We start from the raw sequence: 19,031 nt of genomic DNA on the forward strand, positions 1-19,031 counted from the left end.
CTATGGAATCTATCGATTATAAAACCATACTTGAAAAACTAGGACCGGAAAAAAACTTTTCGAATCTTACTGAAGATGAATTATATGTTTATGATTTAATTAAAGCTATTAAGCATACCGCAGCATTAGAAGAAAAAAATAAAATTTCTCAAGCCATTTATCAATCTACTGACCCTAATAAATTGGGCACTTCTTTTGACCCACCAGCCAATCCATCCATTTTTCCATTTAAATGGAAAATCTGGTATAATGTTGCTGCCAGCATTGCACTTATTATCATTACTTTTTTAATCCTTAGAACAAATTCAGCCGACCCTAGTGAAATGTTCACCTTGAACTTTAAGCCTGAAACAGAATATATCATCAAAGCGAAAGAAAACCTATCACAATATGGCATGATTGATCCACAAGCTGAATCAAGAGACTCCATATTAAAAGGACTTGAATTATACGAGACTAAAAATTACAAAGCAGCTATAGCTTTGCTTACAGACTATTCGATCCATTATCCTGAACAATACACCGCGCGTTTCTATTTGGCACTTGCTCAAATGAATGAAAATCAATTTGAAGCAGCTGAAATTAATTTAGCTTTATTAAACGACAATAACCAATTAGAATTTTCACAAGAAGTAAAATGGAATTACGCCTTATGTCTTTTAAAAATCAATAATGGAATACCGAAAGCAAAAATGATCCTGCAACAGATAGTCCAATCTAATGGCAAGTATGCGCTTCAAGCGACTGAAATTCTCAAATCATTATAACTTTTTTACAGCTTTAAAAATTTCAGAATTCCTTGTTTTCTTAACACTCATGTTAAAACTAACACGATCGACAACCAAAAATTATAAATTGGACCACCCTAAAATTCCAATTGCCAAATGCCATTTGTAAAGGTTTATATACATTGTGTTTGGAGCACTAAAAACAGGGTTCCTTTCCTGGATTCAAAAGAATTGAGAATAAAGGTTTGGAATCATATGAGAGATAATGCAAAAGTAAAAGGAATCTTCATTGATTTTGTTAATGGATATTCAGACCATTGTCATTGTTTAGTCTCTCTAGGAGTTGATCAAACCATTCAGAAAATAATGCAACTCATCAAAGGTGAATCTTCATTTTGGATTAACAAAAATGGATTAACCAAGCACAAATTTGAATGGCAAGATGAATACTATGCTGCATCTGTTTCTGAATCAATACTGAATAAGGTTAGAACATATATCAAAAATCAGGAAGAACACCACAGCAAAAAGACATTTCAGGATGAATTTGATGAATTTATTAGCAGTAATGGATTTGAGAAATTTCCCTCCATCTAAAGATGGAGGGGAATTCATATAGAGACGATTTTTCTTTACAGAGGATGAGGTTCTTTCCGTTTACAATTAAATATTGAGTCATCATTTTAAATAGGAATGCGGTATCCTGTAAATAGGAAAGCGGCTTTAGCCCATTCCTATTATAACCAATTAATAAATTGGTTTTAGCCAAATAAAAAAAACATTCAACAGAATTCAGAAATCCGCGAATAAGCAAAGTTAATGCCCGTAAAAAAATAATCCGAATACAACCTATTCCAATAAAAGTGAAGGTTTTACCAACAATAGGAATGCGGCTTTAGCCCATTCCTATTATAACCAATCAATAATTCGCTTTAACCAAATAAACCAATGTCAACGATTAATCTGAACCTTTCGTAATTCGCTCTATGATCTATCTGACATCATTTACAAATTAAACTAGATGTACACACATGGGCGAAGACAATAACATTAGAGGAACAGCGTGTTCTCGAGAACAGTTGTCACATTGATATCGCAATACAGTCTCAATGTTGTCTCAATGCCAAATAAGATTACATCATAACTAACATGTAACAATTTCAGCTAAAAATTCGTTTTATTTGTACAATTCCCTTCATGTGATATTTGCACATACTACAAAAAAATATAATATATAAAAATAAATATGTCAATTATATATAAAATTTACAATTTCATATGTTGGCTATCAGATCTAAGATATTTTACCTTCAATGCTAAAAATATCGCTCCTTATATCCATAATCATTTAGACCTAGATTTGCACTCCATTCAAGAAAAATTAAAATGAGATGAAAAACATGAAGATACCTCCAATTATTGAAGTGGAAATGTTTCTAAACATTTATAAAAATGCTGACGTATTGATTTTCGATGTAAGCAACAGTAAAAACGCTAAAACGAACTACGATGCTGAACATATAGAAGGCGCCTTGTTTGTTGATCTGAATACTCAATTAGCGGACATTAAAAGCGATGTTTCCATCGGGGGACGACATCCATTGCCAAAAATAGAAACCTTTGCAAAAACATTGACCGATTTAGGAATTTCAAAAGACAAGCATGTAATTATATACGACGACAACAATGGTTCAAATGCAGCTGCCAGATTTTGGTGGATGCTCAAATCAGTTGGACACAAAAAGGTTCAAGTATTAAACGGTGGATTTAATCATGCTAAAAATGAAAATTTCCCAATGAGTTCAAAAGTAGAATATATTAAACGTGCTTCTGGACCTTATCAAATAAGCCAGTGGAGTTTGCCAATCATCGAATTAAACGAAGTAGAACGTGTTTCACAAAATCTGAATTATTTAGTAGTTGATGTTCGATCCAAAGAACGATATGAAGGAAAAAATGAACCTATTGATTTAATTGCGGGTCATATTCCAGGCGCCATAAATATACCATTTACTGAAAATTTAGACGAAAACGGTTTATTTCTAAAACCTGATGCATTAAGAAAAATCTATGAACCGATTTTTAAAGAAATAAAAACTGAAAATATTATAGTCCATTGTGGTTCCGGTGTAACGGCTTGCCATACTTTACTTGCTTTAAATTATGCTGACATGGAAATACCAAAACTTTATGTTGGTTCATGGAGTGAATGGAGCAGAAATAATAAAAAAATAGAAACAACGAATATAACGCTTTAAGTGATATTTTTGAAAGTATAAGTATCCAACAAAAATAAAAATCAAGTATTTGATACAAATATACCAAAATAATTTTAGGCTTTACTAAAGATTAAGATAAAACATCTGGAAAATAAAAATCATAAATTTACAAATAAGATTCTATTCCAACTAAATTGGGAAAGCTCTAACCCTCCATATCAATTTTTTAAATGAGCTTACTTAGTTACATACGAAATTCTCAAAGATTCCTTGGATCAAATCAAAGAACGAACATATTAAAAGTTATTACAAAAATAATTAAACTTAAAACAATAACTAAGGTTAGTATTTGCTTTTGTATGAACTTAGAAAAATATCAAAATACTTATAGATAAATAGCTTTTATCTTTGAATGATCATTATGGCAGAACTAAGACCCCAAATCTTTTATTTCGAAAATTAATGATTTTTAATTAAAACTAAATAGTACTTATTTTTAAAAAATTATTTGATTTAAATACTATTACTCCCCCTAATTCAAATACTTACTTTTTAATGCAATATATTTCGAATTTGAAATGAAAGGCTTTAATTCTGGTTCTTCTTCGATTAATTTAAAATCTCTAAAACCTTTTTTTATTTCTGATTCCAAAAGTTCGAAAGCTTTGGTCTCCTCACCTTGAGCCAAATGAATACACAATGCAGCATTGATGTACTTAGTTACATCATTGGGATAAAGCAATTTATATTCTTTGATGATTTTTTCAGCTTCACTATAATCTTTTTCTAAATAATACATAAAGCAAAGGTTGATTCTTGAATCCTTTTCAGATGGATCTAGTTGAATCGTTTTAGCATATTCTACTTTCGCTTTGCTGTACTCTTTATTCAATTCATAAGCTGCTGCTAGATTGAGATGAGCCAATGGAGATTCAGGATCAATTCTTATCGCTTCTATTCCATATTCAATGGCTTTAGATGTCGAATCTAAATCATAATAAATGGCAGCAAGATTAGCAATTGGAAAAACCCATTTAGGCGAACATAAATGAGCTTTATTAAAATACACTATGGACTTGGCATAATTTTTTGTTCTTCGTTCCAATAGTCCAAGTTCATTATATGCATAAGCAGCATTAGAATCTAGTGCTATAACTTTAAATTGTTCTATGAATGCTTTTTTATATAACAAAGTATCTTTTTTGCGCTCACCTGCCAATCGCAAGTTTAATCCTGAAAAATAATGCGCTCTCGCATTGATGTCCTTATATAAAAAATGGGATTCACCTAATAATTCAGCAGCTTTGTTCAAATAAACTGGAAATTTTTCATATCGATCATCGAAATTCCAACGTTTTTTTAATTCTTTAGGATCTGCTTTCAAATAATCATTTATAGCTTGTTGGGCTTCATCTTGAAATGCTGCAGCTAACTTGCTTTTCATAGCTGCCCACTCATTCGCTAATGATTTATCATCTTTAAGTTGTTGATACAGACTCCAGGCTGAATTATCTTCGGGGTATAATAATCGTCCACTTTCTATCGCTTTATTAAATTGATCCAATTTAGCATTAGCTATGGGTGGCACTTTATTTATATCATTAGCACTGGTAGGATCAACTTTTGAAGCTACTGATAATTTATCATCATTTGAATCACTTTTTTGTAATGCAGATAAACTTGTTGCATCCACATTACTCAAAGAAACACTTTTTGCACCTATGGCCATTGGGATTTGACTCCTGGGCAAAGCAGCTTCCGGAACTTTGTCACTGAGAAATTTTTCTATTTCAAAAAGCGTCACTTTACCATCATTATTCAGATCTGCCAATCCGGTCAATCCCTGAATTAAATAATAAGAAAAAAGTCCTCTACCCCCACCCCAATTTGGTCCTTCCAATGAAAGTTCGTCTGGTTGACATGACATTAATTTCACTTCATTAGCAAATTGTTTGGCGAGATTTGAAGCTGTTGCCTGGGTTCCACCTATTTCACTTCCTGCCAGTTTTCCAGATCTACATGCATCTGTAATAACCCATACTTTGGCTTTAGTTTGTAGAGACAATGTCGAAATAATTTCTTGAAGATAAACTAAACCAAAAGTACCTCCACCCATATAAACTTTTGAAGGAGCATCCCAGCACAACAAAAACCCTGGCTGTGTTAAGGTTTTTCTTTCTACATCACCGTGTCCGGCAAAGAAAATAATCACTTGATCTCCTTCCTTCGTCTTCTCCATGAGCCAATCTAAACTCGAAGCAAACTGGCCTGCTGTTGCCTTTTCGTTAATCAAACAAGTGATGTGATCATCCGGTATTTTACCGCCAGCAGGACTTTTTAAATATTGAGCAAAAGCTAGTGCATCTTTATCTGAATACGACAAGTCCGGTATATTGGGATTTTGGTAATCTGAGATACCCACAATGACAGCCCAGGTATTACCAACTGTTGTCGGTTTACCTCCTTCAGGAGCTACTCCTCTCGTATTCTGCGCAATAGTGGATATACTGGTTACATATAAAAAACAGCAAACTAAAAAATATTTCATTTTATAATTTTCTTTGAGCATTTTTAATATTTAGGGCATCACCGCCGCATCGGCCATCTCATAAATATCACCACGATACCAAAAAGCAGCATGCATCATTTTAACCAATTGATTGTTTGGTTCCTTATTTTTTAAGACCTTATAAATCAAAGCAGCCTCATAATACCATTCATCATTTTCAAGGATTATTGCTTTCATCAATAATTGAGTTGTTGCATCTGCCTGATTATAAATTTTTGATTTACTTAATTTGGTTTCAGGTGTATTTGATGGTTCCATCTTTTCTATTACAATTGAATTTGTAGAGGAACCAATTGTAGGAGTTTGAACTGAGCTAACTACCCATTGATATTCCTCATCATATTTCAATTTGATTTTTTTTAGATCGACATCCACAAAAGTATCACTTACTTGTATGGAATAAATATTCTTGCCACTTGAATTTTTTATTACCAATTGATAAGAAGTTGTATTAGCTGGTCTTGACCATGAAAATTGAGTTGCCTTTAATTCTAATTTTCCGGCTGGGAGAATCAAATGTATGTGTTTGCCAACTCCACCCCAACCATCTTTAGCTCCTTTATCTCCAAAACCATCCTTAGCTCCTTTGTCCCCAAATCCATCCTTAGCTCCTTTGTCTCCAAATCCATCTTTGGCGCCCTTGTCTCCAAACCCATCTTTAGCTCCTTTATCTCCAAATCCATCTTTAGCTCCTTTGTCTCCAAAGCCATCTTTAGCGCCCTTGTCCCCAAATCCATCCTTAGCTCCTTTGTCACCAAAACCATCCTTGGCGCCCTTGTCTCCAAATCCATCTTTAGCTCCTTTGTCTCCAAAGCCATCCTTAGCTCCTTTGTCTCCAAAGCCATCCTTAGCACCCTTTTCTCCAAACCCATCCTTGGCTCCCTTATCACCGAAACCATCTTTAGCTCCTTTATCCCCAAAACCATCCTTAGCTCCTTTGTCCCCAAATCCATCCTTGGCGCCCTTGTCTCCAAATCCATCTTTAGCTCCTTTGTCTCCAAAGCCATCTTTAGCTCCTTTGTCTCCAAAGCCATCTTTAGCTCCTTTATCTCCAAAGCCATCCTTAGCTCCTTTGTCTCCAAAACCATCTTTAGCGCCCTTTTCGCCGAATCCATCTTTAGCACCTTTGTCTCCAAAGCCATCCTTAGCTCCTTTGTCTCCAAAGCCATCCTTAGCACCCTTTTCTCCAAACCCATCCTTGGCTCCCTTGTCACCGAAACCATCTTTAGCTCCTTTGTCTCCAAAGCCATCCTTAGCACCCTTTTCTCCAAACCCAACCTTGGCTCCCTTGTCACCGAAACCATCTTTAGCTCCTTTATCCCCAAAACCATCCTTAGCTCCTTTGTCCCCGAAACCATCTTTAGCTCCTTTATCCCCAAAACCATCCTTAGCTCCTTTGTCCCCGAAACCATCCTTAGCTCCTTTGTCTCCAAAACCATCCTTAGCACCCTTTTCTCCAAACCCATCCTTGGCTCCCTTGTCACCGAAACCATCTTTAGCACCCTTTTCTCCAAAACCATCCTTAGCGCCTTTGTCCCCGAAACCATCCTTAGCTCCTTTGTCTCCAAAACCATCCTTAGCACCCTTTTCTCCAAAACCATCTTTAGCGCCTTTGTCCCCAAATCCATCCTTAGCACCCTTGTCTCCAAAGCCATCTTTAGCTCCTTTATCTCCAAAGCCATCTTTAGCTCCTTTGTCACCAAAGCCATCTTTAGCTCCTTTGTCACCAAAGCCATCCTTAGCGCCCTTGTCTCCAAAGCCATCTTTAGCTCCTTTGTCCCCAAATCCATCCTTAGCTCCCTTATCTCCAAAGCCATCTTTAGCTCCTTTGTCTCCAAATCCATCTTTAGCTCCTTTTTCCCCAAAGCCATCCTTAGCGCCCTTGTCTCCAAAACCACTCTTTTTAAAATTATTAATAGTTGTCCAATTAGCATCTCTGTTACCAGCTAAATTAGCTAAATCAATGGCATCTTGCAATCGCTCACCAATTTTACCATCTATGTTAAAATTCCTCCTTCCCTCTTGAACATTGCAAACATCTTTAAGGATATTAACTCCACTTTTTAATGAAATAAATTCAGCATTGTAGTAAATCATGGCTTTTGCGTCATTCGCTAATGTTACCTTACCATCTAAAGTCAAAACGACGCCCGGTGTAACTTGATTTATATTAATAACATCTGATAAATAACTAACAGATCCACTTACCGAAACAACTATAATTGCTTTTTCTTGAGCCAACACATTGGCAAAGAATTGAATTAAGAAAATAAATAATAAAACTAATTTTTTCATTTTATTTGATTTAATATTTTTCGATTTTATTTTTACTTATTAAAATTATATTCTATATCCTTTAAGCCTTTTCATAAATATACCATTGCTCTACTTGATTTTTCTTTCCCAGAATAAATATAATATTATGATAGGTTAAAATTTGACCCGTTGAAGATTCATAAGTACTTTTTGGATCCCCATAAACTTTTAAAACTGATTCCACATTCGAACCAATGGAAATACCTCTGAATGTTTTTCCTTTATATTTAGGTTTAGTACCAAGAAAATATATTTTATCATAAGATTTCACTTGTTCTATTATGTACAATGTGGAATAATTACTTTTCTTGGTTGAAGTAGACAATTGAGTTTTATCTCCAATATTGATGGTTTTCATGTTTGGCAAAATACTTTTAGTGATTAAATTTCTCAAATTTAGAGAATCAATTTGTTCATCATCACCGTAATCTTTAGCCGGAGTATATTCAATGTGATTCATCAATGTTGCACCTCCCGACCCTTTAGATTTGTCATCTTCTACAGGTTCATTGATGATAATTTTAGGTTCCTTTATATCTTCATTAAAGAAATCTTTAGGTCCTAGAACCAGCACTTTTAAATTTAATTTTGCAATTGAACTACCCTTTTCTGCAGCAGTTTGAAAAATAGTTTTGGCAATCGAATCATTACCCGAATTTGCTTCTAAAACACCTAATAAAACTTCTATATCTAAAGTTGTCTTTTCATAATTTTGTTTAGCTCTTAATCTACATTCAACATTGGCATAGAACGCAGCTCGAGTACTATCACCTAATAAAGCATACGCACAAGCTTTGTTTAAATACGCTGGTGCAAAATTTGGATCTAAACTTATTGCGGCATCAAAATTAAGTAAGGCTTGATATACTAATTTCTGGAAAGGATTAAATACGATCAATTTTGGTTTTGAACTTCCCCATCCACCAGTCGTTTGATTGTTTTGAGGGGGTTCAATGATTGGCCATCGTTCTTGAAGCTCAATCTCTATAGGATATTTATATTTTAATCTTTTTTTAGCATATTGCGGAAAATCAATTATAGCTTGTAACAATATACTTACGCCCAAATTATTATAAATTTCCCTGCTTTGATAATCTTGCAAAACAAATTTTGAAAATTCATGGGACATCTCAAAATGTTCTGTTAAAGTTAACAGATTAGCCATATTGAAAATCTGAATAAGGTCTTGCAACTTATCAAAGGTTCTTGTGCACAATTTTTTTCTATCAGCCAAAGAAGGATATTTTGCAAGTTTACTTGGTAATTTGTATGCCTTATAAATGGAATCAACTAAAGCCCCCGCGTTTTCGAAATATCCAAAACCAGCAGTATAACATAAGAAACCACCCAAATAATCAGCTTGTGTTTCATTAACTACATCATCTTGAATGCTGTCTAACTTCATTCCGATATCTAAATTTTTGAAATTGGTAACAAAACCCCTTCGCCAGGCGTGTTTTTCATAATGATGGGTTAGTTCATGACCTAAAATAAAAGCAAGAGCAGCATTAACTTTAGCAGTATCGCGAAAACTCGCACACACATCGTAAGCCTTCTCCTCTAAATTAATTTCCATTTTCTCATAGTCCATGTACGCCCCATAATCTTCCTTTTTATTCATCACAAGTGTAGGAACAGGATATCTAAAATCTCCTCTGGCCTCAACTAATCTATCAAAAATTTCAGTGGCGTGCTGAAGTTTAAGCTCATCCACTTTGGAATTATTAGTTGTATTTTTTTTCAACTTAACAGTTGGACTTTGTATCATAGATAGGGTACCAAAACTTCTATTTTGACTAATTCCCTGATACAAAGTTCCAATAAGAAATAAAATACAAAATAATTTATTCATGATATTCCAAATCCTGATTTTATAAATAAAATAGATGTCACACGAACATTGGAATCATTCATTTCTTCCTTTTCACTAGCTCTATTCCTTTTCATAAATTAACCAGCGATCTACCTTTCCTTGATTTCCCAAAATAAAAATAATGGACTTATAAACCAATATTTGACCGACAGGTGTCTCAATGGTAGTTTTTGGATTACCATAAGCATCTGTGACTGCTTTGAGATCACTTCCTATTTTAATTTTTCTTCCTGATTCACCACTATAATTCGGATTGGTTCCATGAAAGAAAACCCGTTTATCGGTTTTTTCATTTTCTCCAACAAACAAAAATGAATTTGGACCTTGCTCATTTACTTTAGAAAAAGTTATCTTATTTCCTATAACCAATGATTTAACATTGCTAAATTCATTTTCAAGCACAAGGCTCTTCAAATGTTGTCCATCGATAAGCTCTTTCTTAGCAAAACCTCCAAAAGTTTCACTCTCTGAACCTAGGTCTTCATTGTTCAATATTTTCAAATTGATTTTCGCCAAACCGCTATTTTGGTCAGCTGCAGACTGAAATAATTTCTTTGCTTGTTCAGTATGTCCATTTGTGGCTTCAATGATACCCATTAATATATCAACATCAACCAAAGTTTTTGCTTGCTTAGTTTTACGGGCAATGGATCTTGCCTCTTTGTCACCATAAAATTGAGCTCTATCCAAATCACCTAAAAGTGCATAGGCACATGCTTTATTTAAATAAGCAGGCGCATAATTCGGGTCCAAACTGATAGCGGCATCAAAATGGAGTAGCGCTTGTTTAATTAATGTTTCTCTGATTGTGGCGAATCCATCTCCACGAGAGGATGCTTGCAGATCAAGTTGAATTGGATATCTAAACTTCAATTCGCCTGCATTAAAATACTGAATGGCATCTAACAAGGCAGTAACTCCCAAATTATTATAAATTTCACGACTTTGATAATCCTGAAGCACATATCTATAATACTCGTAAGCTTCTGAATAATTTCCGATGGCTGTCAAAAGGTTTGCCATATCAAAAACCTGTATCAATTCCTTCAACTTTTCTAAAGTTCTGGCAGACATTTTCTTTCTATCTGATAAGGATGGATACTTAACCATGATTTCAGGCAAACCATAATCCTTATATAGTGCCTGTATTACATCTCCGGTTTTATCAAAAAAACCATACCCAGCAGTATAAGATAAAAATCCCCCAAGATAATCTGCTTCAGTTTCCTTTGCTACATCATCTTGAATACTATCCAACTTTAAGCCTATATTTAAATCTTTAAAATCTGCAACGAAACCTCTTTTCCATGCATGCTTTTCATAATAATGGGTTAGTTCGTGTCCTAATAAAAAAGCAATTGCAGCTTCTACCTGGGCATCATCTCCAAACTTAGAACAGACATCAAATGCTTTTTCTTCTAAGTCAATAGTCATTTTCTTATAATCCATACTAGCTACAGCATCCTCACTTTTACTCATAATGAGATTAGGTACCGGATATCTAAGATCTCCTCTGGCTTCAACCAACTTATTGTAAACTTTTAAGGCTTTTTTGTATTTAACAGAATCTACACTGCTTCTTGTAACTGCACCGGATGGATTAGGTCTTTGAACCATTGATAGCGTTCCTAAACTCCTGTTTTGGCCATTTATAAATGTACCTAGAGTTAAATAAATTAAAATCAAAATGAATTTCTGCATTTCTTTTATTTGATTAAATATGATATATCCTAATTTGAAGTAAAGTTATCAATAAATCAATGAAAATCAAAATTATTCTAGCAATCAAGTCTATTTATTATAATTTCTTAATATGTTACTCCATTTAAACATGAACTCCGCCCTTATTGATGGACTTAGATATTGAATTCTGAGATTCATTTTAGTTTTTTTTAAAAAAATTAATAAGCTTTTAATCTTAAACTAAAGACCAAGTTATACATTTAAAAAACACTTCAACTTAATTAACATTTATGTATAATTTAAGTAGGCTTCAAATTATTTGGGCAATTTATTTATATCATTAATTTTGCTTTTATCAGATTACATTGTCTCACTGCACAAATTGAAAAAGCCAAAAAAAATGATTTATACCCATATAAGCATTTGAGTCTAAACCTTTCAACATGATAGTGTATCAACCCTTCATAAAGGTGGAAATTTTTTCCATAATTTTTTCAACCAATCCTTGGATATTTCCCTTGTCTCCAGTTAATTGAAATTCACCTAAAGAATTAGTGCCTAAAAATACTCTAGCTCTTAAGTTTATGTTATTTCCGGTTACATTGTATAAACCTTTTATTGAATATGCATTTTCATATTCATTGACATCCACATATATTAATTCAGCATCTGCACCCTGCGCAGTTAGTTCTCTAAAATATTCTGCAAGTGTATGTGTAATATTTAGATGATCGGACATATTCTTTTCATCTAAAAAGATATTTCTAATAAATACAGGTTTGGGTTGGGCTAGTTTTATTTTAACCGTAGAATCAACAATACCAATATCAAAGCTTCCTCCCCCATGTGGAAATGCAACAATGGGAACTTGGATTTTATTAATACTCTTAGCATATTCCGGAACCTTGTCCAGTGCATATTGAAAAAGTAAAGACAAATCAACTCTTTTATCTTCTGTAACAGACAATCCACTCATCCCTTGCAGCAAACTATAAGTCAATAAACCCTGCCCATATTTACTAGCCTCATAACTAACTGCGTCTGCAGCACTTCCCGAAATAATAAAAATACCTGATCTATCTTTCATCCGATCCAACGCTCTAATTTGTGATGGACTCAAATCTTTTGCTCCTAATGAAGATAAAGCTTCAACTGCTTTTCCCGAATGGCAAGCATCAAATATAACAACTTCTTTATGAGCAGGAATGGCCGTTAACCACTTAGTCAAATCACCTGATGACACCGTATAATTATTTCTTATTTCTGGATCACTTAAATTTTCACTTCCAATGTCCTTGGTTAAATAATAAAATTGATTTTTTTCTGCTTGCCCATAAGTTGTTCCATGGCCAGAAAAATAACAAATAACCACATCTCCAGTTCCTGCTTTTTCAGCAAATTCTTTAAGCGTTTTTTCTATATTAGCTCGAGTTGAAATATCCTGAGAAATCTTACCTGCAGTTGATAATACCCTGATATAAACCCGGTCATCAAATAACCTAGATCCTACTGCTTGAAGTCCATGCGCCATTGCAGCAGCATCCAAATCAGGAAACCTTAAATCCAAATTAGTCCCTGAATAATCAGAAGTACCGACTACTAATGCATACAAATGGGGCTTGCCTTTATGAATGATGGTTTTTGGATTAGCTACATTAGTTTCTGATCCTTTACTACCTTTATAGGGAAAATAAAAAAAATCGTGAGCATGACTTTCCAACCACCCCTCCTCATTGTATACCCTTAAGGTTATTACATTGGTATCCTCTTCATAAAATTTTAGATATGTTTTTAAATCAATTTGAATTTCAGTTTTTCTGCTTGGATTAGCATCTTCAATGACTTCTTTATGATTAATAAAAAAACTTAGTTTACCTATTCCTCCAGATCGTGCAAGAAATTTCACACGTAATAAATCACCCTCAATTTTACCTTCTAAATCCGGATATAAAGCTATACTTTTTAATGCTGGCACATCATGGTATTCAGTTTCTATTAATCCAAAAGTTTCTTCAAGTAATCCTGGTTCATAATACCGCTCTTTTAATTGTTCAAGCGCAATATCCTCCAATCCAACCTCATAATCCATATGCAACATGGCACCTTCAGAAGCATCAAACAATCCATGTGGTGTAGTAACTACCCAATCGGTATCATCTAAAGATATTAGATTTGCAACTTCTTTTCCAGTTTTACAATTCCATAATTTCGTGGTTTCATCTTCACTTGCAGATAACAAAAATCTGCTATCTGGTGAAAAATCTAAAGAATATACTTTTGAAGTATGTCCTTCAAGATAAATAGTAGTTTTATTGGAAAGATTAATCAATTCAATGCCACCGTCATGATTACCTGATGCAATTAAATTTCCGTCTGATGAACTCGCGACTGACAATAATTTATTTTTTAATTTTCCAAGTGTTTGGACTTTTTTTCCAGACTTAAGATCCCATATATTTATTTGTCCACTATTATTTGTTGTAAATAACTGCTTGCTGTCAAAGGATACTGATAAACTATTTATAACAGATTTGGTATTAAAATTAAAAATCAATGATCCGAATAAATCGAAATGCTTGACTACACCATTCTTGCTGGCTGTCACAATAGATTTGCCATCAGGTAAAAAAACAGCTGAACTTACTTCTTCTTCTTGCTTAAACATTTGTAATTCCTTACCAGTCAAATCCCACAATTTTGTACATCCGGTCAAACAACCTGTTAATATTGAATTACCATCACTTGAAAATGAAACAGAATTTACTTCATCAGGTAATTCAAATGATCTAATTTCTTTACCATGTTTATCCCATAACTTTGCAGTTTTATCTTCGCTACCGGTAAGTAAATATTGACCATTTGGTGAAGCCGCAACAGAAACAACTCGTTTTTTATGACCTACAAAATTATGGTATTTATAATTAAGTATATCCCAGAGCTTAGCTGTATTGTCGCCATTTCCAGTTAAAATAAAATTCCCATCTTTTGAAAAACATGCAGCATGAATATCATGTGAATGCCCTTGAAAATGTTGCACTAGATGACCATTTAAATCAAACATATTCAAAGTCTTGTCGTCACTTCCAGACAAGATAGCCTTTCCATTGGGAGAAAAACACAATGAAGTCAAACCCCATTCATGTGCTTTAAATTCCTGCAGGACCTTTCCAGATTTATTCCATATCTTTACTTTCCCATCGTAGCACCCAGAAACTATGGTTTGATTATCAGGTGAAAAATCACAAGAATGTACTTTTCCTGGATGTTTGATCACTTGTAATATATCTCCATGAGTATTCCACAAAATTGCGGTACTGTCATCACCACCAGTAACTAAATATTCATGGTCTAAACATAAACTTACATGTTTGACTGATCCCTTATGCCCAATTAATGTACTAAGTTTATTACCAGATAAATCCCAAACAACAGCTGTGCTATCATCGCTACCCGTAAGAATAAATTTTCCATCACTAGAAAAGGATACACTATTAATCGCTTTCTTATGTGGAAAAGTATGTTCTAATTGGCCGCTTGTATTCCACAACTTAGCTGTATTATCACTACTCCCCGAGAGTATAGACTTTCCATTTGGAGAAAAAAACAAAGAATTGATTGAATTTTTATGAGCGTCGATTCTTACTACCAATTTCCCATCCACCGTAAAAATACTAATTTTTCCATCTTTACTGCCAGTTGCAATTTGCTTTTCGTCAGGCGAAAATGCAACCGCTAAAACTTCATGATTAAAATCAAACGTCTCTATTTCGAGACCATGTGTACTCCATACTTTAGCAGTATGATCTCTACTTCCGGACAAAATATATTTTCCATTTGCAGAACAACAAACTGAAGTAACTCCTTCCAGGTGACCTTTGGGTATTACTAAATGAGCAGGTTGGGATAATCCAACGAAAGAAAACGAAGTCAATATTAGAATAAAATAAAATTTCATATATTATATTTAAAACAAAATCCGTACAAATTACATGATAAATAACGGTTCAATTATAAAGCCAAATTTGAGTTAGTAATATTTTTCAATTAAGATTTTATCAAACTTTCAATTTTTTCAAAAGCTTTCTCATACAAATCCATATAGGGAGCTCTTGGACTCGTCACTTTAAAAACTTCATTACTAACTGGATCTTCGCCTTTAAACAATTTAAATTCTAAACGTAGTTCATTACCTACTACTTCATAATTACCTTGAATGGAATAAGCATTTGGATAACCATCATATTCAGTATAAATGAGTTCAGCGTTTGCACCTTGAGCCATAAACTGACCAAAATAATTAGAAAAACCGGCTACGATTTTATTTGGATCACCAAAACTTTTACTTTGAATTTTACTTTTTGCAAAAACCGGTTTTGATTTTACTTCAGGAATATCTAATATCGTATCAACCAATCCGATTTCAAAACTGCCTCCACCTTTTGGGTACGAAATAATCGGAATTTGAACCCTATTGATGCTTTGAGCTAACACTGGCACACGATCTTTTGCATATCCAAATAATTTAGCTATATCGACTCGTTTATCTTCTGTTAAAGCCAAACCACGCATTCCTTGAAGAAGTGTATACGTTAAAAGACCTTGACCATATTGACTGGATTCAAAACTAACTTTATCCGCAGCGCTTCCTGTAAGTATAAAGGTACCGGATCGATCTTTTAACCGATCTAATGCAACTATCTTAGAAGGACTAATATCTCTTGCCGAAGATTCTAGTGCACTTATCACTTCACCTGAATGACAGGCATCGAAAATTAAAACTTGCTTCCTTGCGGGAATCGCAGTTAACCATGAAGACAAATCATTAGATGAAATGGTAAAATTATTTCTAACATCTTGATTACTCAAATCAGAAGTTGTAACATCTTTGGTTAAATAATAAAATTGAGGCTTTCCATTTTCTGCATAAGTTGACCCATGTCCAGAAAAATAAACTAATAAAACATCCTTTGCTTTAGCTTTTATTGCAAATTCTTTAAGAACTTTTTCAATATTATTTCGATTGGAAATAGAATCAGCATTTTGGCTTGCTGTGGTTAATAAAGAAAGGAAAACATGGTCAAACAATCGATTACCAACGGCTTTCAAACCTTGAGCCATGGACTCAGCATCTTTATCCGGAAAAACAAGTTTTGTAATTTCTCCACTATATTTCGAAGTCCCTACAACCAATGCATACAAATCTGGTAATCCTTTAAAACTAACTGGTTCATTAGTATTTATTTCACCAGAGCCGGATTTACTACCACTTGAATATTTGTAAATTAAAGGGTAAGCCTGACTATGCAATGACTCATCTTTGTTGTATGACACCAGATAAATGTAATTGGTATCTTCAAGGAAATATTTTGAATACTTTAATAAATCAAGATTTTTAACCTCCAATAATCCTTCAGGATTTATATTTGAATCCACCTCCTTATCTCCAACAAAAAGACTTAATTTTTTTGATCCATCTGAATTCGGTTCAAAAAAAACATTGATCTGGTTTTCAATAATCTCAGCTTTAAATTTATTAGACAAATCTAGGGAATTTATGTTTGTTGTTACCACTGGCTGTAGCTTTTCATGTCCAAGCTTTATTCTTAAAAGTCCAGGCTGGTAGAAAGATGATTTTAATTGATCCAACTCAACAACCTCCAAACCAACTGTGTAATACATCAGCTCCATAGCACCAGGGGATGCATCAAACAAACCATCCGGCGTAACAACCGCCCAATCCAATGAATCTATTGAAAATAAAGTTAACACTTCTTTACCCGTAACCCGATTCCAAATCTTGGTTGTTCCATCAACACTTCCAGAAATCAACAATTCAGACTCAGATGCCCTGACCCTTGAAAAGTGAACAGATAAAACTTTACTACTATGGCCAATCCAATCTTTTGAACTTCCATCCATTAAATTCCAAATTCTAATAATACCTGCATTATTTCCAGTGGCTAAAAATTGTTGATTCGTCGACACCGATAGTGCATTGATCATTTCTCCATCAGGAGCGCCATAGTTACCTAATAATTTTCCATTAACAACATTCCACATTTGTACCAAACCATTTTTATTACCGGTAAATAGGATACTGTCAGATAAATAGACTAAACAATTAACTTTAGAAGGTATTTCAAATTTATGGATTGGTCTTTCAGAATTAGAAGTATCAAATACAGAAATCACATTTTCAGTAAAACCAACTGTTGCAATATATTTTCCTGATGTAGAAAAAACTGCTGACCCAATGGCTTCTGGCTGCTTATAAATTTTTAATACCCTACCACGAATATCAGATAATTGTGCTCCACCGTTACTAAGATGTCCTGTCAGTATAGATCTTCCATCAGGCGATAATTCAATAGAAGTAACCTGATTTCTAAATTGGAGACTTTTAAGTGTTTCATTCGAATCTATTTTCGAATCCAGTTTTAAAGGATTGCCATTGCTCTTCCAAAAACCAAATTCACCGCGATCTCCTCCAGCTATAAAAAATTTACTTTCTAATGGAATAGCAACTAAGGGAGGATTTTTGGAATGTTGGATCTTAAAACTATGATAGGTATAATCAGCATTATTCCAAATACTTGCTGTAGCATCGTTACTCATAGACAATATATTCTCAGAAGAATCATTTATAAAATGAGTAAAACTTATTGGTTTTAAATGCCCACAATATCTTTTAATCAGACGACCATTTAAATCCCATTGGCATATAGTATTATCATTAGAAGCAGTTAAAAAGGAATTTCCATCTGGTGCAAAACAAACGGCATTTATCGATAAAGCATGTGCTTGAAAACTTAATTCTCTAGCTTGTTGACTCGAACCCCAGATTTTTATTACTCCATCTTCACTACCAGTTATGATTAGATTACGTATTGAAATATCACATGCAAATATTGCAGCATTGTGTTTAATTCTCTTCAGAATTGTACCATCCAAATTCCATAAAATGGCGGTTTTATCTTTACTTGCAGAAAGTGCAAATTTGCCATCCTCAGACAAACAAACTTGTGTAACTACATTTGAATGCCCTAATATTCCTCTAAGTGGAAATACTTTTTTTGAAAGATTCATCCAATTCCATAAAACAAGTTTTTGATCTTGACTTCCAGTTAATAAGAACTGCCCATCTTTTGAAAAAGCAAGAGAGGTAACAGGTTGAGCTTGTAGCAAACTTTTTATCAATTTTCCATCAAAACCCCTTATTTCTATGGTACCATTTTCTTCATTTGAGATGGCCATCTGTGTTTTACTATCATAAAAACTAACAGCACCTATAAATTCCCCATGTTTATACATAGGACGTAGACTATCATCAGTTATTCGTGCTGTATTGATTCGACTGTCACTACTCGTTGTGTAAATTGAATTTCCATCCATAGAGAACCTTGCATATTTAACCTGAAGTTCATGCTTAAAAGATTTTATTTGATGACCTGAAGTATCCCAAATTATTGCAGTTCTGTCCCTACTTCCTGAAATAAAATATTGTCCATCCGGTGAAAAGGCAATAGTGTTCACCCCTTCTGTATGTCCCCTAGGAATTACCAAAACGGGTTTTTGAGTTGATCCAAGAAATATGTGAAACATCATTAGAATCGTTAAGCTTCCTTTCATAATTTGAACATTTT

The 19,031-nt window shown here is 33.9% G+C and carries 9 protein-coding genes; 3 read left to right on the plus strand and 6 right to left on the minus strand.

The window, feature by feature from the left end; translation table 11 throughout:
* Positions 1-2 precede the first annotated feature (2 nt).
* The 3 genes from IPK88_17360 to IPK88_17370 all read left to right on the plus strand — a co-directional run bounded on the left by IPK88_17360 (position 3) and on the right by IPK88_17370 (position 2,986).
* The gene (locus IPK88_17360; GenBank protein MBK8245198.1) at positions 3-767 is read left to right on the plus strand and encodes a hypothetical protein; all 765 of its coding nucleotides are present in this window, start codon (positions 3-5) and stop codon (positions 765-767) included.
* A 117-nt stretch (positions 768-884) separates the two neighbouring features.
* Positions 885-1,325 (plus strand): transposase, encoded by a 441-nt coding sequence (locus tag IPK88_17365; protein MBK8245199.1) that lies wholly within the window; start codon positions 885-887, stop codon positions 1,323-1,325.
* 803 nt (positions 1,326-2,128) lie between these two features.
* Positions 2,129-2,986: a sulfurtransferase gene (locus IPK88_17370; protein MBK8245200.1), complete on the plus strand. Its 858-nt coding sequence runs from the start codon at positions 2,129-2,131 to the stop codon at positions 2,984-2,986.
* 493 nt (positions 2,987-3,479) lie between these two features.
* Here the strand turns inward: IPK88_17370 and IPK88_17375 are convergent, their stop codons facing one another.
* The 6 genes from IPK88_17375 to IPK88_17400 all read right to left on the minus strand — a co-directional run bounded on the left by IPK88_17375 (position 3,480) and on the right by IPK88_17400 (position 19,017).
* Positions 3,480-5,495, minus strand: a complete 2,016-nt coding sequence (locus IPK88_17375; protein ID MBK8245201.1) for a caspase family protein — start codon at positions 5,493-5,495, stop codon at positions 3,480-3,482.
* A gap of 30 nt (positions 5,496-5,525) precedes the next feature.
* Positions 5,526-7,811, minus strand: coding sequence for a DUF928 domain-containing protein (locus IPK88_17380; GenBank protein ID MBK8245202.1), 2,286 nt, complete (start codon positions 7,809-7,811; stop codon positions 5,526-5,528).
* Positions 7,812-7,872: 61 nt separating this feature from the next.
* On the minus strand, positions 7,873-9,684 hold the full coding sequence (locus IPK88_17385) for a tetratricopeptide repeat protein (protein ID MBK8245203.1): 1,812 nt from the start codon (positions 9,682-9,684) through the stop codon (positions 7,873-7,875).
* An 81-nt stretch (positions 9,685-9,765) separates the two neighbouring features.
* Positions 9,766-11,406, minus strand: coding sequence for a tetratricopeptide repeat protein (locus IPK88_17390; GenBank protein MBK8245204.1), 1,641 nt, complete (start codon positions 11,404-11,406; stop codon positions 9,766-9,768).
* A gap of 436 nt (positions 11,407-11,842) precedes the next feature.
* Positions 11,843-15,343, minus strand: a complete 3,501-nt coding sequence (locus IPK88_17395; protein MBK8245205.1) for a caspase family protein — start codon at positions 15,341-15,343, stop codon at positions 11,843-11,845.
* An 89-nt stretch (positions 15,344-15,432) separates the two neighbouring features.
* Positions 15,433-19,017, minus strand: a complete 3,585-nt coding sequence (locus IPK88_17400) for a caspase family protein (protein MBK8245206.1) — start codon at positions 19,015-19,017, stop codon at positions 15,433-15,435.
* Positions 19,018-19,031: the final 14 nt, after the last annotated feature.

Origin of the sequence: Candidatus Defluviibacterium haderslevense (assembly GCA_016712225.1) — a bacterium.
In the GTDB taxonomy this organism is placed as follows: Bacteria; Bacteroidota; Bacteroidia; order Chitinophagales; family Saprospiraceae; genus Vicinibacter; species Vicinibacter haderslevensis.

Bases quoted from the DNA above. Each gene is read 5' to 3' on its own strand.
- IPK88_17390 (MBK8245204.1), bottom strand. From the start codon at position 11,406: ATGCAGAAATTCATTTTGATTTTAATTTATTTAACTCTAGGTACATTT.
- IPK88_17395 (MBK8245205.1), bottom strand. From the start codon at position 15,343: ATGAAATTTTATTTTATTCTAATATTGACTTCGTTTTCTTTCGTTGGA.
- IPK88_17385 (MBK8245203.1), bottom strand. From the start codon at position 9,684: ATGAATAAATTATTTTGTATTTTATTTCTTATTGGAACTTTGTATCAG.
- IPK88_17360 (MBK8245198.1), top strand. From the start codon at position 3: ATGGAATCTATCGATTATAAAACCATACTTGAAAAACTAGGACCGGAA.
- IPK88_17380 (MBK8245202.1), bottom strand. From the start codon at position 7,811: ATGAAAAAATTAGTTTTATTATTTATTTTCTTAATTCAATTCTTTGCC.
- IPK88_17375 (MBK8245201.1), bottom strand. From the start codon at position 5,495: ATGAAATATTTTTTAGTTTGCTGTTTTTTATATGTAACCAGTATATCC.
- IPK88_17365 (MBK8245199.1), top strand. From the start codon at position 885: ATGCCATTTGTAAAGGTTTATATACATTGTGTTTGGAGCACTAAAAAC.
- IPK88_17370 (MBK8245200.1), top strand. From the start codon at position 2,129: ATGAAGATACCTCCAATTATTGAAGTGGAAATGTTTCTAAACATTTAT.
- IPK88_17400 (MBK8245206.1), bottom strand. From the start codon at position 19,017: ATGAAAGGAAGCTTAACGATTCTAATGATGTTTCACATATTTCTTGGA.